The organism is uncultured Clostridium sp., assembly GCF_963527835.1.
Lineage (GTDB): Bacteria > Bacillota > Clostridia > Clostridiales > Clostridiaceae > Clostridium.
In genome coordinates this window covers 54,435-70,663 of sequence record NZ_CAURTC010000004.1, presented here as the reverse complement: position 1 = coordinate 70,663, position 16,229 = coordinate 54,435, and the positions used below count along the sequence as shown (strand labels likewise).

Genomic DNA, 16,229 nt, shown 5'->3' with positions numbered 1-16,229 from the left:
ATTATTGCTTACTAAAATTATTTGTTTCTTATATACCCTATTAGCCCATCGTTATCTATAATTTTTTGCATAAATTCAGGAAATGCTTCACCTTGATATTGTTCATTTTTACTTAAATTCTTAATTATCCCTGTTGAGAAATCAACTTCAAGTTCATCTCCATCATTAATATTTTTTACTGCTTCATCACATTCTAATATTGGTAATCCTATATTTATTGAGTTTCTATAAAAAATTCTTGCAAATGTTGATGCTATAACACAGCTAATACCTGATGCTTTAATCGCTATAGGTGCATGTTCTCTTGAAGACCCACATCCAAAATTTTTATTAGCAACTATTATATCTCCATCTTTTACATTGTTAACAAAATCTTCATCTATATCTTCCATACAATGTGATGCAAGTTCTTTATAATCAGATGTATTTAAATACCTAGCTGGAATTATTACATCAGTATCAACATTATCACCATATTTAAATACTCTACCTTTTACGCTCATTTAAAAATCCTCCTCTACACTAACTCTGGATCAGTTATTTTTCCTGTTAAAGCCGATGCTGCTGCTACTGCAGGACTAGCAAGATATACTTCTGATTCAACATGCCCCATTCTGCCTACAAAATTTCTATTTGTTGTTGAAACACATCTTTCACCTTTTGCTAATATTCCCATATGACCACCTAAGCACGGACCACAAGTTGGCGTTGAGACCACTACTCCTGCTTCAATTAAATCTTTAATAATACCTTCTTCTAATGCTTGTAAATAAATCTTTTGAGTTCCTGGAATAACTATGCATCTAATTCCCTTTTTAACCTTTTTACCTTTTAAAATATCTCTTGCTATTCTTAAATCTGATATTCTTCCATTTGTACAAGATCCAATAACTACTTGATCAATGTCTACACCATTAGCATTATCAATTGTTCTTGTATTATCAGGTAAATGAGGAAATGAAACTGTTGGTCTTAAAGTATTTAATTCTATTTCTATAACTTCATCATATTCTGCATCTTCATCAGCTTTATAAACTTTCCACTCTTTCTTAGTATGTTCTTTTAAATACTCAACTGTCTTATCATCTACTGGGAATATTCCATTTTTTCCACCTGCTTCAATTGCCATATTAGCCATTGTAAATCTGTCATCCATAGAAAGATAATTTAATCCATCTCCAACAAACTCCATTGATTTATATAAAGCTCCATCAACACCTATCATTCCAATTATGTGTAAAATTATATCTTTTCCACTTACCCATTTAGCTGGCTTATTTTTAAGAATAAATTTTATAGCTGACGGAACTTTGAACCAAGTTTGTCCAGTAGCCATTCCTGCTGCCATATCAGTTGAACCTATTCCTGTAGAAAATGCTCCAAGTGCTCCATATGTGCAAGTATGAGAATCAGCTCCAATAACCACATCCCCTGCAACAACTAGTCCTTTTTCAGGAAGTAAACAATGTTCTATTCCCATTTCTCCTACTTCAAAGAAATTTTCTATCCCCATCTTATTAGAAAATTCTCTAACATACTTTACTTGCTCAGCTGCTTTTATATCTTTATTAGGTGTAAAATGATCTGGTACTATTGTTATTTGACTTTTACTAAAAACTTTATCAATACCAAACTTTTTAAATTCATTTATAGCCACTGGTGTTGTTATATCGTTTCCTAAAACTAAATCAAGATTTACTTCGATTAATTGACCTGCTTTTACACCTTCTAATCCTGCATGTGCAGCTAATATTTTTTGAGTCATTGTCATTCCCATTTTTATCATCCTCCTAAAAATATGTTTTTGACCTAGTTTATCTTTAGCCCCATGACTTAGTATGGAATCAAACTTTTAATAACTTGATTAAATATAGTTTGTCCCATTTTTAGTACTTAATCATTAATGTTATTTCTTTACCTACATATTTTTTAATTTTAAGCAAATGTTTTAATATTCCTCAATTGAATTTTTAATTGTTGAATTTCCCCTTTGAAGAGCAGTTATCCCTGTTCTAACCATCTCTTCTATTCCATATTCCTCCATAAGTTTTATTAATGCTGATATTTTATTTTCATCACCTGTCAGCTCTATAGTTAAAGTATTTGGTGAAACATCAACTACTTTACATCTAAATATCTTTGCTGTTTCATTAATTGCTGCTCTTTTATCTCCGCTTGCTTTAACTTTTATAAGTACTAATTCTCTATAAACGGAATCATCAGAAGTGATATTTATTACTCTTATAACATCTTCAAGTTTATTTAATTGCTTTTTCACTTGCTCTAAAACATCATCATCTCCGCTTAAAGTAATCGTCATTCTAGATACTAAAGGAGCTTCTGTTCTTCCTGCTGTTATACTGTCAATATTATATCCTCGTCTTGAAAATAATCCTGAAACCCGACTTAATACACCAGATGAATTCTTTACTAAAACGGATAATACATATTTCCTCATAAAATCATACCTCCGTAAAATTTGTTTAAAACAAAAAACCACTTTTAATGATACAAATCATAAAAAGTGGTTAATCTCCGCTTATATAAAATATCACTAGGTTCTAACAAACCCTTGCATATAACGGGTGCACACCGGAAATCACTTACTTAATAATATATAATAAATACTGTTCTGTGATTCTGTTCAGGAGTGATAACTATAAAGCTAAAGTATCGATTCACACTAACCATCGATTCTCTGAAAACTTATATTACTATATAATCGTCTCCGTCTCCACATTTAATGATTAAGACATATTAACTTTTGCTTTTTTAAAGTTTACTCTTATAAAATATCAAAGTCAACAATCGTAGATTATTTTTACAAAACTTATATATTAAGGAATATTTTTCGATATATATTTCTCAATTAGTCAATAAAACAGCTATTTTATTGATAATTTTTAATCAATACATATTATATATTATCATAATGATTTCTATTGCGTATATTTATTAAACATTATAGCATACATAATTTTCAGAGATTTTTATCATTAATCTGGATCACCATAAGGCTCCATCATATCTATAGTTTCAATATCAGGTAATATAGTATCTAAATTATAATCATAGACATTGAAACTTATTTCCTTTGTTAATAATTTTGAGATTATTTCCTCTCTTTCCTCTTCAAAAACTACTTGATTTCTTACAACTTCTATAAAATTATCTATACTATAAACTTCACATCGTCCTTCAGCTACTCCTAATTGAGTACATATATTTCTTCTTGGTTCTTCTGCTCCAATTTCTGTTGCATCATTATAGTCGTTTTTGTCAATTTTATGATCTATAACTCTTTCATAATATATATTTATATAAGCTTTTGCTGATTCTAAATCATTAAATCCCTTTGTATCACCATTTGGCATAACTAATAAATATTCATTATATGGAACTATACTCATAAGCTTTTCCCTCCTTAGCATATACTTTGAATATCATCTTATTTATACCCTAGTTTCACAGTTGCTATTCTATAAACAAAAAACTTGATTTTTATTCTTATTGAATCTGTTTAAAAATGAATATTCTAAATTTAAAAATAAAAAAGATCTAATGTTCTTTAATTGAAACATTAAATCTTTTTATAATTATAATATTATTTCTAAATCATGTCTTTCCTCTTGAAGTCTTCTTAACATTTCTATATCATTAATTTCATTATATTCTAAATTAATTTCTTTTAACTTATCTAATTTTTCAGTTCCATTTATATTAGTTAATAAATTATCTTCTAAATTTAAGATTTCTAATTTTTTTAGCTTTTCTAATGGCGAAATATCACTTACTCGACACCCACTTAAATTTAATTCTTTTAATTGAAAAAGATTTTTTAATGGAGTTATATCTTTAATTAGATTTTGTTCTGCTATAAAATACTCTAAATTTATTAATGATTCTATACATGAAATATCTGAGATTTTATTTATACCTACATTAATACTAATTAATTCTTTTAAATTATGAATTGGAGAAATATCATTCAAATTATTGGCAAACAAATCCAATTTCCTTAATCTTTTTAAATTAGACAATGGAGTTAAATCACTTACTTTGCTATTATTTATAGATAAACTTTCTACATTATGCAAGTTTTTAAACTCTTTTATAACTTCTAATGTTTTTAAGCAACTTGGTAAAGTTATCTCTTTTAAATTCTTATATCTATTTAAAAATTCTAAATCAAAACAATTTTGTGGCAAACCAAATGATACTATTTTATCTGGATTGCTTAAGTTAGGAACTGCACAATCTGTTCTTTCTAAATTAATACGCTCCAAACTTCTTATATCATTAATATAATCTATATTTTTTATTGGATTTCCACTTAAATTTAAATACTTTAAAGTCTTTATATTACATATAAAACTAATATCTTTTATATTATTATCACTTAAATCTAAATACTCTAGCTTCTTAATATTCTTTATTAATGAAATATCATTTAAATAAGTTCCCATTAATTCAAGCTTTCTTAAATTGTCACAATATTGAATCCCTTCTAAGCTAGCTATTTGGTGTTCATCACTATAGTGTATAATTTTTAATTCAATAATACTTTTTAAATCTTCTACTTCAATATCTCCACTTAACTTTCTAATTTTTTTTCTTATTTCATATTCAAATTGTTTATCTAAAAAAAGTACCTTCATAATTATTTCTCCAAATTATTTCTGTTTAGATTTTATGCAGTTACTTGCTATTCTAACATTTTGTATTGTTGCTCTAAAACTCTATTTATCGTATCCTTAGAGAATACTGCATTTAGTTAATCATCTATTATATTATTCTTTATTGTATTCAATCATTACTTTAATAGCTTCTGTTAACCAATCCCAAAAGCAATTATATTCTTTTCTTTGCTCATATCCTACTGATGCAAAATCATGTATTATCTGAACTCTTTCACCCTTATTTACTTCGAAACATGCTATATCATCATTATCATCTCTTCTTGCAAAAGGTATAAGTTTTCTATTTGGATACCTTTCTATAAGTCCTTTTAATCTATTTATCACTCTTTCTTCATCCATTATATACCATAGGTCAAAGTCTACTAAATTTAATTTTATGACTTTTAAAAATGGCTCTGGATATTGAAATTTATAACTTGCTAATTTATTTTCTAAAAATTCTATATTCACAGTTACTTACCTATCCTTTCCACAATATTTGTTCACACTTGATTATTCTTTCTATGTTAGGCATCACAATGTATTAAAAATACTTCTATACTCAATCCATTTACTTCAGTATCCCAACATTTATCTACTGCTGAGCTTATTATATCATTTTGTGTTGTATTAATTACTCAAGTATTTATTGTATATTTGATTTTCTTATTGATTATAATTTCCCTTCAGAGAAAACAGAAATAGTAGCAGAGTATTTTTAAAACTATTTTTTAATTTTATCTACTTTACCATTTGAATTTAATAATTCTGCTACTTCTGGTATATCCGTAATAATTATTCCATCATCATTATGTGATGGAAATACTTCTATACTTAGGCCACTTACTTCTGGAGCCCAACACTTATCTATTGCTGAATTTATTATATTATTTTGTGTTGCATTGATTATCTCAGTATAATTTAAATATAAATAAAGCTAATGTCTCTTTGATTAGGAACATTAGCTGTATTATAATTTTTTATTATTTTTAATGTATCAAAATCTGATACTTCATTTCATAAATTAATTATTTCTATATCTGATAATTTCAATTTCATTTATTTAACGCTTAAAAATATTTTGTATATTTATTTTTAGGCAAAAAAACTAACACTGATCATTATTAGTGGGATGTTGGAAATACTACCTAGTATTTTTCTATATACTTTACAATATCTCTATTAATCTCTACTATCTTAGGTACAACTATTTTCTCAAACTCTGTATTTTTTTTTGTATATATTAACAAATCATAATCATTTGCTGTTTCAACATATACAAGTGCATAACTGTGGAGATCAAATGGCTTATTTTTATCTGCTACAATAATGCTTTTTCCGCAAACACGCATGATTTCATTCCATAAATCTTCAGTATTTTTAAGGCTGTACCACCATATTATCTCATCATCTTCATAATGCCTACCTTGCTCATCAAACATAACTGTGTTTTCAAATACCTTTCTCTTTTTCATTTCCTCGTATTCTTTCTTATCATAATTATTTAAGAGTAATTCATAGCCAATAGTATGTTTTATATCATGTGCTACTTTTTTATCAACATTTTGTAAATCTCCTTGCCTAACACTGTCCTTTAGTTTCTCAATAGAATCAACTTTAGTAACTATATTATTTTCTAGGTAATCACTTATTAATTTCTCTATTTTCTTATTAATAACTAATTTAACTTCATCATATACATAATAAGTTTTTTCAAAGTAGTCCTTTGAGAAATCTTCTGACACCTCTTCCACAAGGCATTCTATTTCTTCCGGTGTTTGCTCACCTAACCCCGGAACAAAATAAGGAAAAAACATTTCCTCATCTTGACTTTCAAAAGCTTTTAAAATCTTCACTTGTTCCTCACGACTTAGCATTCCAAACGCTCTAATTATATACATAATATACCTCCAATATTTTAATCATCAAACCAGTGATGGACATTATCAATATCACTATCCAGATGAGCATGTTCAGGAACTACTTTGCCATTAACTCTATAGTTTTTATCTATTCTACCTATAATATTTCCATTTTCGTCTACTAAATCCATACTTACTGGATTCCCCTGTCTATTCCTTAGTTGATCTTTTGCTGGATTTCTCCATTTTGTACTATAGTTATTTTCCTTTAACCATTCACTTTTTGTATTTCCAGTCGGTGTCCATTTACCTGCATCTGGCACATATTTTTTAGTTTTTCCTGTAACAGCTTTACTTACTCCCTCAATACAAATAACATTTCCATTCTCATCAATATCAACCTTTAGTGTATGTAATCCCTTGCCTTTACTATTAACACTCTTACTATATCTAATTCATTAAACTCAATTTAGTTTATCCCTTTTTCCTTGGAGTATCTTTCTATCTCTTCAAATAATTTATTTTTATAAATTGACATAGCAAATGGTATCTGAATTCCATCCTCTCCATCATCGTATTCAGGATATAATATAAAATTATCTCTATCAATTTTCTTTATAATATATTCATTTCCTTCAAACTCTCCTCTTCTTATTTCATATGAATTTATGAAATTACAAATATCATCATACATTTCTTTCGAATAAATTTCAGCTTGCAAAAATTTTTTTAAAATATCCATTTTTCATCTCTCCATTTCATTAATTTACTGGATAAGCACTAAGCATTCCTCCATCTTCAGATAAAATTATCTTAATCGATGTTTCACCTCTAGTTCCAACTGTTTTTCCAGCATCTATTATTATTTCATAACTATTTTTTCCAATCTTAGTAACACCATTATCAGTAATTGAAATTATCTTTCCATTTGTTAATGCATCCTTTAATATTTCTTCTGCTGCGATTTTGCTATCTCCTAAGAATTTACGAGCCTTACCACCACTTGTTGATAGATGCTTTGGTTTTACATAAGCATCATCAATATTAAATCCATCTAATACATTCTTACCTTTTTTAAAAATTTCTTCAGCCCCTATCTTAGTATTACCTAAAAATTGTTGTCCCTTTCCTTTTGTTGTAGACAAATGTTTAGGTTTCACATATGCATTATCAATATTAAAATTATCAAGAACTGTTTTACCTTTATTAAATATATCATCAACTGTACCATCAATAAAAATAATATTATCGATTTTATCAGATTCATCCATTGGAAATGTTTCTATGTTAGGTATATCAACATCATCATATATTGGGAATGTCTCTATACTAGGCACATTTAATCCATCATCTGATGGGAATACCTCTATATTAGGTATATCTGCTATATTATCTACTAGGAATACTTCTATATTAGGTATGTCTACTCCATCATATGCTGGAAATACCTCAATTGTAGGTTCATTTATACCATCTGGAATCCAACATTTATCTACTGCTGAACTTGTTATATCATTTTGTGTTGCATTGATTATATCAGTATAATTTAAATATAAATAGAGCTAATATCTCTTTAATTAGAAATATTAGCTCTTATAATATATGTTAATACTTCATTTAAATCCATCGATCTCCTCATCAGCCTCTTTGAAAACTTCTAAAAGTTTCTGAACATAATCTCCAAGCTTGTCTTGACTCTCATTAAAATTTAACCATTCCAATTTTATCGATAAATCTATCCATCCAGTAATACAATTCCATAGTGCATCCAGATTATTACCATAATACTCTGGTAATTCTAGTCTTTTAATTTCTAGTTAACTTACCTTGCCTATTCTAAATAAATCTCCGCCTATACTCTTAACTGATTCGACTTTACCTAAATTTCCGTCCTTTTCCTTCCTCCTAGAGCTATAACTTGATTTTTTGTAATAAAATTTTCTGGAAGTTTTCCTTTTATTTCTTATAAAAACAAATCCAGCAGTGACCATTGTTAGTGGTATGCTGGCTCACAATAATATTATTTTATTTTTTCTATATATAAGCCTAAATTACTTATGCTTTCAATTACATTTTGTGATAATTGAGGACATATAACATTGATATAAAAATCATACCCCGGTTTAATTATTATATGAGTTGTTCTAGAATATAGGCCACACCAAAACATTTCTCTTAATATAGCTTGAACAACATAATTTATTTTTTCTCGATTCAATTCTTGTCCTTCTTTAATAGAATTCACTGTATCTGCTACATTAACTGTAAATCCCTCAAAAACATAATCATTATTTATTATATCATCTTGTCTTTCTAATTCCATTACATATAAATATTTTATATGTAAATCATTCAATACACTATTTAAAGCTTTTATATATCTACTCTCCGTGTCTAAGTACTCTTCTAAAGACACCTTAACCCCATTAATATATTCACCCACATCACTAATTGATGTCCATTCTTCTCTAGTATAACATCCATCTTCATCTCTAAATTTAGGATTATATTTCGATATTCTATATTTTACCATTTTAATCACCTATCCTATTTAATTTAGCATCATATGTTCCAAGCCTAGTCTTTTTACTTGCTAACTCTTTCACTGAATCTGCCATTTTCCATACACCTCCATTGTGACGATCAACATCTGGTGTTATATATTTTTTTAATTTCTTATTATAAAATACAGGTTGGCCATGAGAAGTTTCATTTATCTTTTTAAAACCAATATTTTCTGCGAGTTTTCTAGCTTCTTTAGCTGTAATCCTTGTATAATTACTTTCCCCCTCAATAAAAATAATATTATCCTTCTCACTCTGCTTCTCTGCTGGAAAATCTATAATTATTGGTGTTTCAACTCTCTGCTCTGGAAATACTTCTACATTATTTGGCGTCTCTACCATTGCTGGCGTATCTAATATAGTAATTGATGGTACTTCTGTTACTGGTATATCCGCAATAATTATTCCCTCATCATTATGTGCTGGAAATACTTCTATACTCGGTCCACTTACTTCTGGATCCCAACATTTATCTATTGATGAACTTATTATATCATTTTATGTTGTATTAATTATCTTAATATAATTTAAATATAAATAGAGCTAATATCTCTTTAATTAGAAACATTAGCCCTATTATTCACCGTTACGAATATTGTTTGAAACTATAAATCTGTATATTTCATCATATAATTCCTGTGAATTAATTTCTGCCTGTAAAAATTTAAACATTATATTCATTATTAATAACCTTCTAAAATCTTTATTTAATTAAAACTGTAGTTCTTTTTTAATATATATTCAACTAAATTCTTCATAAATTGAATTATATTTTTTTCTTATTTTCATCTCTAATTTCATCAAATTTATCAAATAATATCTGAAGATTTTCTAAATATTCTTTTTCTATAAGAATATTATTATCAAGTGCAGGATACTTATCAAAAATTATACATATTCCTATTCTAGCATATAAATTAGTCTTATCATAATCTGAGGTCTTTTTATAATATCCATATCCTGCATCTTCTATTATTAATTTTTCATTTAAATTAATAGTTTCAAGTATTTTTCTAAGATATAAGCATCTTCACTATTACTTTTTTGAATATCCTACTTCAAATGTTTCTTTATTAATCGTAACACTTTTGGCTTCAATAAATAATATTGAACTCCATATTTCTAATACAAAATTTGTATTAGAATAATATTGTTTAGCCCATTCCTCTGTGAAAGATTTCATTTTAATATCTAAACCATTTTTATAATAGTCAATTGATGTTAATTCCAAATAATCATCATCTTCTGGATCAAATAGATTATACCTACTTTCTCCACTATCATGAACAAAATAGTAAGAAGAAACTCCATTGAAAACTACATTGTATTTATGTTCTTGTCCATCTTCAATAACTTTTATTATAAAACTTATTGTATTCTTTAAAATATTAATTTGAAAAAGTTCAATCACCCCTGCCCATAATTCATTTAATTTGTTTTGTAATTCACTTTCTTTCAATTCTCTCACTTCCCTAAATATTTATTTATCATATTCATAATTTGCTCTAAATAATCATCAGTCATATCAATATGTGTCAATCCTCTATCATTAGATAATACTCCATCTAAAGTTAATGAACCTTTTCCATCAATACCAACTCTAAAATATGGTTTTGTTCTGCCACCAGAACCTTCATTCATTATTCTTACAACAATTGGTTTTCTGCCACTTGGTATTTCTACTTTCCATCCATTTTTCAGTTGTGTTACTGTTACTGTTCCATTCAAATTCATTCCTATAACATTAGCAGCATCCTCTGTTGATTTAAATATAATATTATCTGTACCATCAATAAAAATAATATTATCCATCTCATCAGATTAATCCATTGGAAATGTTTCTATATTAGGTATATCAACATCATCATATATTGGGAATGTTTCTATACTAGGCACATTTAATCCATCATCTGATGGGAATATCTCTATATTAGATATATCTGCTATATTAGGTATGTCTATTTGCGTTGTATTGATTGTTTTAGTTTGAATATAAATAGAGTTAATGTATCTCTGATTAGAAATCATTAACTCTATTTTTAATTATAATATATATTTATTTTTTCTCTTTATAATAATTATATTATTCATTTAAAATATCCAAGCCTTTTTTATAGCATTATCTTATATTTCCTTAATTAATTTATTAAGTTCTACAAACAAATTATCATCTTCCACTAAAATTATTTTAAGAAATATAGGCTTATTAATTCCATATTCTTTCAATGTAAGAGTTTCAGCTAATTCTTTTAAACACTCAATTAACATCCTAAATCTATCTTTATCTTTTTTCATTAACTTCATTGGGTTAGTCCATATAATTGCTACTTTTTCTTTTCCCTGATAATCAAACCCTCCCCAAAGTGAATCCACTAAGGCATCAAAATTAACCTTTCCTGAAAGTGGAGGATCTTGTGGCAACTCTTTTTTAAACCATTCAAATAAATCTTCAATAGATTTAATGTCATTACCTTTAATATTATATATATTATACCCTGTATCTTCTAAATCTTTATACACATAACTATTATCTTTACTACTAATACAACATATTCCATTTAACAACTTCATTTTCTACACCCTCCTTATCTAATCCTAACAAATGCGGGTTCTCCAGCATCTCCATAATGTGTCCAAGTATAATATACTTCACCAGTATCTATATTTTTTACTATTCTTCTAGGTCCTGCATTATTAATTCCTGATGGTGGTGCAACTCTATATTCTCGATAACTCCCAGATGGTAAATCTCCATCTCTATTTCTAAAAGGAATTGCCCATCTTCTCGATAAACTACCATTAGGTATTGTTCTAGCATCAACATGTTTTAATGAATCTAATAATGCTCTTTCTTCATCAATTGGCAAACTTTTTAAAGTAATCCAAGGAATATCATCAATATTCTTAGTATCTCCCTCAATAAAAATAATATTATCCTTCTCACTCTGCTTCTCTGCTGGAAAATCTATAATTATTGGTATTTCAACTCTCTGCTCTGGAAATACTTCTACATTATTTGGTGTCTCTACCATTGCTGGAGTATCTAATACAGTAATTGATGGCACTTCTGTTACTGGTATATCCGTAATAATTATTCCCTCATCATTATTTGCTGGAAATACTTCTATACTCGGTCCACTTACTTCTGGAGCCCAACATTTATCTACTACTGAACTTGTTATATCATTTTGTGTTGTATTAATTATATCACAAAGTCTACTTGCCGAATTACCTATTGATGAATTTGCTACAGCACTTGTCATTTCCTTAATATCACAATTAATTTCTTCTTTACTCCCAGATATAGAAGATGCAATCAATGCTACTCCAAACTTTAATGTTTCAAATGATTCTTCTGCAAATTCTAATATTGCATTACTTAATCCTTCAGAAGATTTTTGATTAGCACTAACAAAAAGCGATGAAATTGCACATGCAATTACTGCTAACCCTATTCCTATTGCTATTTCCATTAATAATCTCCTCCTCTCTAAAAACTAGATTATTAACTTTTAATCATTTTTTATTTTCAAGCCTTACAGCTTTTCCCTTATTTATGGCATATACATTGATTAACTTAGCATTTTTAAATTTTGTATTTCTTAAAATACAATCCTCAAAAACTACATCTTCTAAAATGCTAGAACTAAAATCTGTTGTTCCTAAATCACTAGATATAAAGCGACATTTACTTAATTTAGCTTCTTTTAAATTTAATCCAACAGCTTTACATGATTTTAAGATAAAACTTTGCAAATGCGATCTTTTTAAATTCATACATGTTATATCTTGATTTTCAATTTTAAAATTCTCTGCTTTTAAGCCTGTCCAATGACTAAATACCAATTTTTCTATCTTATTATCTTTTAGCTCTTCTTTAAAAATATCTTCATTTTTCTCAGAATCATCATAATAATATACTGTTTGGGAGTAATCCTTATAGTCTCCATAGCTAATCCTCAATGTTTCGTATTTATTCATTTCATTAAAGCTAATTTCTTCATCATATTGCTTAAGATATTTAATAAAATAATATGTTAAGTATTCATTGTAACCAGCAACTTGCCTTAAAATATATTGATCTACACTACAAGCTTTTATTTTTCCTACATATTTCTTTATTTTTTGGTGTAAATTTTTTCTAATTTCTTCTAACCCCTGAAAAATATAATCTATACTAAACACTTCATATATCATGTCTCCTGCATACCACTCTTTACCATAAGCAATTGCTGTTACATCATAAGTTTTATTTAAAATTCCTATTTTAAGTATTGAAAAATCTATGTATTTTATTTTAAATTCTTCATTTTTCTTTGATTTATCAGCTATTTTTATTAAAGCCTCTAATATTTGATTCTTTAGTTTATCTTCATTTTCTAATATATTTAAAAGTACTTTTTCTTTATATTTCTCTAAAACTGGTTTCGCTTCTTCCTTTAAAAATTTTTCTTCAATTTCCTTCATGAATCTATTTATCTCCCTCATTAATTTTAATAAGCTCTGATATTCCTATCATGATTTTTTCCCACTTATTCTTATCTTTTTCTAAACATGAAAAAACTAATATTATACATTGCTTTCCTAAATCTATCATTTCAATGTATTGATACATGTAATCATAAGCCGTTGGCATCCTAAGCTTTATTATGTTTCTTGGATAATTCATATATAAATCTTCTGTAATACTTGAACATTCCACATAAAGTTTATTTTTCTTTAATAACTGCTCAAGGACTATATTAAAATCAACCATCTGCCTATCTTTATCATCAATATTTATTTTGCTTAATAAAATATTTAAATTCTTTTCTTTATTCCATAAATATTTTGATTCATCTTCTAAATAATCCTCAAAAAAATTTTTAATTATAGGAAAAGTAATCATTCCGTCAAAGCAATCTTTATTTTCAAATTCAAATTCCACACCATTATAATCTAATTTTCCATTTTCTATAGCTAAAGTAACTTCTTCTTGAGGTATTTCAGGCAATATTTCTTCTTCTATGTTTTTTTGCTGGGCTTTTAAAATTTCTCTCTTTTTAGCTACCTTTTTAATTTTTTGCAATTTAGCAATTTTTTCATCTAAAAAAGACATTTCTATTCCTCCACCTGAATTTCTTCAAAAATCATTCCCCAAAGTTCTCTTCTAATAGCACTTTCAACAATATCTAAATGAACAAAAATATGCTTTGGTGAAAATTGTGTAGTCTCCATTTCTTTTAATCTAAATGCAGGATATTCTTTAACTTTTTCATACTTTATTATTTTTTTATCTACTGAATGATCTTTATGATAAGTTGAGTTATCACTCAAACCCTCTATTAATGGAGATTCCACATCATAATATTCTTTTTGAATTTTATTTTCTATATTATTAAACATAACTAAATTAAACTTTAAATCCTCACTATACATTTCCATGACTTTTTTTAACGCTGCAGAAACAAAAAAATATTTTTTATAAGCTATGAAATATGGCAATGATTCTTCTTTTCCCTTAAAAGAAACTATACCTACTATTTCTTTTTCTTCCTCATCTGTATCTAGTTTTTCCCACTCTAAATTTTCAATTTTGTAATCATAACTTATTCTGTTATCTTGTATCATTTCAAAATACTTCATAAATAACTGCTCTCCTAATAAAAATTTATTTTATCTTCCTAGTTTTGCGATACCTTTTATATTATTTTCTTCTTTAAGTTGGATAACCTCACTTGGATTTACACTACTTCCTACACTTCTAGTTATAGTTACACAATTTTTTGCCGATATGCTTATACTTTTAGGTTTTACTGGATTTTTCTTAGCATTGAAAGGTGCTTTACTTCCAACCTCAGCTTTCTTACTAGCAGATAAATTTATATTACTTCCTGATATACTCACACTTCCATTACTACTTAATGTAACCTGAATACTTTTTCCGTCATCTTGAGCTATTTGAATCATATCTGGTGACATTAAAAGTTCTTGTCCATTTTCTGTAGAATAAGATTTATTACTTGGATTTGATATTTTGTTATAATATTTAGCATTACTTCCAGCACTTCTTATGGCATTAGTTACATTAACTTTTCTTTCATCACCAGTAAAAAAAGTAATGTGAACCTTACTTCCTACCATAGGCATAACATAAAAATTGCTTGTTTCTCTGCAATAATCAAACCACTTATTACTTGCATCATCTTTATAATTATCATTTATACAAAAATGAATTTGCATTTCATTATTTTTTACATTCTTAACAATACCTTCCAAACTTGCTCCTTTAAGCTTATGATTGATCTTATATTCTGTAATTATTCCTTTTAGAAATTTCAATTCATATGTATAAATGATTTCACCTTTTTTAATTTTCATCTCTACCTTATATACACAAACCTTTTGACCATAATAAGTAAACTCAGTTCCTAATGGAAAATATTCTTTATTATCTAACTTCCATCCTATAAAATTCTGTTCATATAAACAGTCCTTTGTGATACTCTGCATAGTATTAAAAAAATCAAATTTATTCTCTATTTCATTAAATGAATTTTCTAAAACATAATTATTACTTATAGTTTCTACGCCAAAATGAAATCTAATTACATCACTGCCACTATCTACTACAAGTACACTTTTAAAATGTGATGCTAGGCGTTTTAAAAATTCAAAGTCTGTTTCTTCATACTGAACAATTAAATTATCAATACTTTTTCCATCTGTTATATTGTCTTTAAAGATATAATTTTTATATTTACTCAATGTTTCATTAATTACATTCTCATATGTAGATTTTAAATCTATAAAAGCATGGTTATTTCTTTTTATATCTGAATTATAAGAATAAGATATTGATTTTATGCTTAAGTATGATAAATGATTAATACAGCTTATTTTAAGTTCAATTATTTTTCCAACATAAATTATATTGTTGTTTATAATAAGCTTAATTTGTTTATTTTCTGTATCTTCATTTAAGTATTTATCCACATTATTTTCATCTATAAGTGCTTTAATATTAAAGGTATGATGTTCATTAATTTCTGCTTTAAAGTTTAAATCTTCAATTTGTAAAATTTCATATGGTAGTTCTACCTGTATATTTTCATAATTCATAATCATTTAAACTACCTCCTTTA

At 27.0% G+C, this 16,229-nt stretch carries 23 protein-coding genes; 1 reads left to right on the top strand and 22 read right to left on the bottom strand.

Translation table 11 applies throughout. From position 1 onward, the window contains the following. Window positions 1-17: 17 nt before the first annotated feature. The 10 genes from leuD to RYM86_RS03820 form a co-directional block, all read right to left on the bottom strand. Window positions 18-503 (bottom strand): 3-isopropylmalate dehydratase small subunit, encoded by a 486-nt coding sequence (leuD, locus tag RYM86_RS03865; protein WP_315077948.1) that lies wholly within the window; start codon window positions 501-503, stop codon window positions 18-20. Window positions 504-517: 14 nt separating this feature from the next. Next, a complete protein-coding gene (leuC, locus tag RYM86_RS03860; RefSeq protein WP_315077947.1) occupies window positions 518-1,777 on the bottom strand; it encodes a 3-isopropylmalate dehydratase large subunit in 1,260 nt (419 codons plus the stop codon). 171 nt (window positions 1,778-1,948) lie between these two features. Beyond that, window positions 1,949-2,458 carry an acetolactate synthase small subunit gene (gene ilvN / locus RYM86_RS03855; protein WP_315077945.1) on the bottom strand — a complete coding sequence of 170 codons (510 nt, stop codon included), beginning with the start codon at window positions 2,456-2,458 and terminating at the stop codon, window positions 1,949-1,951. Window positions 2,459-2,996: 538 nt separating this feature from the next. Further along, on the bottom strand, window positions 2,997-3,410 hold the full coding sequence (locus tag RYM86_RS03850) for a hypothetical protein (protein ID WP_315077943.1): 414 nt from the start codon (window positions 3,408-3,410) through the stop codon (window positions 2,997-2,999). Between the two features lie 186 nt (window positions 3,411-3,596). Next, window positions 3,597-4,658, bottom strand: coding sequence for a leucine-rich repeat domain-containing protein (locus RYM86_RS03845; protein ID WP_315077941.1), 1,062 nt, complete (start codon window positions 4,656-4,658; stop codon window positions 3,597-3,599). Between the two features lie 132 nt (window positions 4,659-4,790). Beyond that, a complete protein-coding gene (locus RYM86_RS03840) occupies window positions 4,791-5,150 on the bottom strand; it encodes a hypothetical protein (RefSeq protein ID WP_315077939.1) in 360 nt (119 codons plus the stop codon). 677 nt (window positions 5,151-5,827) lie between these two features. Further along, complete coding sequence (locus RYM86_RS03835) at window positions 5,828-6,580, bottom strand: hypothetical protein (RefSeq protein WP_315077938.1); 753 nt, start codon at window positions 6,578-6,580, stop codon at window positions 5,828-5,830. 17 nt (window positions 6,581-6,597) lie between these two features. After that, complete coding sequence (locus RYM86_RS03830) at window positions 6,598-6,864, bottom strand: hypothetical protein (protein ID WP_315077936.1); 267 nt, start codon at window positions 6,862-6,864, stop codon at window positions 6,598-6,600. Window positions 6,865-7,010: 146 nt separating this feature from the next. Beyond that, window positions 7,011-7,283 carry a hypothetical protein gene (locus RYM86_RS03825; protein WP_315077935.1) on the bottom strand — a complete coding sequence of 91 codons (273 nt, stop codon included), beginning with the start codon at window positions 7,281-7,283 and terminating at the stop codon, window positions 7,011-7,013. A 19-nt stretch (window positions 7,284-7,302) separates the two neighbouring features. Next, window positions 7,303-7,812, bottom strand: coding sequence for a hypothetical protein (locus RYM86_RS03820; RefSeq protein ID WP_315077934.1), 510 nt, complete (start codon window positions 7,810-7,812; stop codon window positions 7,303-7,305). 13 nt (window positions 7,813-7,825) lie between these two features. On the opposite strand from RYM86_RS03820, the gene RYM86_RS03815 reads away from it, so the two are divergent. Then, window positions 7,826-8,086, top strand: a complete 261-nt coding sequence (locus tag RYM86_RS03815; RefSeq protein ID WP_315077933.1) for a hypothetical protein — start codon at window positions 7,826-7,828, stop codon at window positions 8,084-8,086. A gap of 68 nt (window positions 8,087-8,154) precedes the next feature. On the opposite strand, the gene RYM86_RS18485 is transcribed toward RYM86_RS03815, so the two are convergent. From RYM86_RS18485 to RYM86_RS03760, 12 genes are all read right to left on the bottom strand, one after another. Continuing rightward, entirely contained in the window at window positions 8,155-8,352 is a 198-nt protein-coding gene (locus RYM86_RS18485; RefSeq protein ID WP_399547230.1) for a barstar family protein, read from the bottom strand. A gap of 209 nt (window positions 8,353-8,561) precedes the next feature. Continuing rightward, complete coding sequence (locus RYM86_RS03810; RefSeq protein WP_315077932.1) at window positions 8,562-9,074, bottom strand: hypothetical protein; 513 nt, start codon at window positions 9,072-9,074, stop codon at window positions 8,562-8,564. Window position 9,075: 1 nt separating this feature from the next. Further along, complete coding sequence (locus RYM86_RS03805) at window positions 9,076-9,447, bottom strand: toxin C-terminal domain-containing protein (protein WP_315077930.1); 372 nt, start codon at window positions 9,445-9,447, stop codon at window positions 9,076-9,078. A 694-nt stretch (window positions 9,448-10,141) separates the two neighbouring features. After that, the gene (locus RYM86_RS03800; protein ID WP_315077929.1) at window positions 10,142-10,564 is read right to left on the bottom strand and encodes a hypothetical protein; all 423 of its coding nucleotides are present in this window, start codon (window positions 10,562-10,564) and stop codon (window positions 10,142-10,144) included. 5 nt (window positions 10,565-10,569) lie between these two features. Then, on the bottom strand, window positions 10,570-10,917 hold the full coding sequence (locus RYM86_RS03795) for a hypothetical protein (RefSeq protein WP_315077928.1): 348 nt from the start codon (window positions 10,915-10,917) through the stop codon (window positions 10,570-10,572). 9 nt (window positions 10,918-10,926) lie between these two features. Then, window positions 10,927-11,133, bottom strand: coding sequence for a hypothetical protein (locus tag RYM86_RS03790; protein ID WP_315077926.1), 207 nt, complete (start codon window positions 11,131-11,133; stop codon window positions 10,927-10,929). Between the two features lie 96 nt (window positions 11,134-11,229). Then, window positions 11,230-11,676, bottom strand: a complete 447-nt coding sequence (locus RYM86_RS03785; protein ID WP_315077924.1) for a barstar family protein — start codon at window positions 11,674-11,676, stop codon at window positions 11,230-11,232. 14 nt (window positions 11,677-11,690) lie between these two features. Continuing rightward, on the bottom strand, window positions 11,691-12,578 hold the full coding sequence (locus RYM86_RS03780) for a ribonuclease domain-containing protein (protein WP_315077923.1): 888 nt from the start codon (window positions 12,576-12,578) through the stop codon (window positions 11,691-11,693). Window positions 12,579-12,621: 43 nt separating this feature from the next. Then, a complete protein-coding gene (locus RYM86_RS03775; protein WP_315077922.1) occupies window positions 12,622-13,572 on the bottom strand; it encodes a pentapeptide repeat-containing protein in 951 nt (316 codons plus the stop codon). A gap of 4 nt (window positions 13,573-13,576) precedes the next feature. Continuing rightward, entirely contained in the window at window positions 13,577-14,203 is a 627-nt protein-coding gene (locus tag RYM86_RS03770; protein WP_315077920.1) for a hypothetical protein, read from the bottom strand. Between the two features lie 2 nt (window positions 14,204-14,205). After that, window positions 14,206-14,730 carry a hypothetical protein gene (locus tag RYM86_RS03765; protein WP_315077918.1) on the bottom strand — a complete coding sequence of 175 codons (525 nt, stop codon included), beginning with the start codon at window positions 14,728-14,730 and terminating at the stop codon, window positions 14,206-14,208. A 30-nt stretch (window positions 14,731-14,760) separates the two neighbouring features. Continuing rightward, window positions 14,761-16,212 carry a hypothetical protein gene (locus RYM86_RS03760; protein ID WP_315077917.1) on the bottom strand — a complete coding sequence of 484 codons (1,452 nt, stop codon included), beginning with the start codon at window positions 16,210-16,212 and terminating at the stop codon, window positions 14,761-14,763. Window positions 16,213-16,229: the final 17 nt, after the last annotated feature.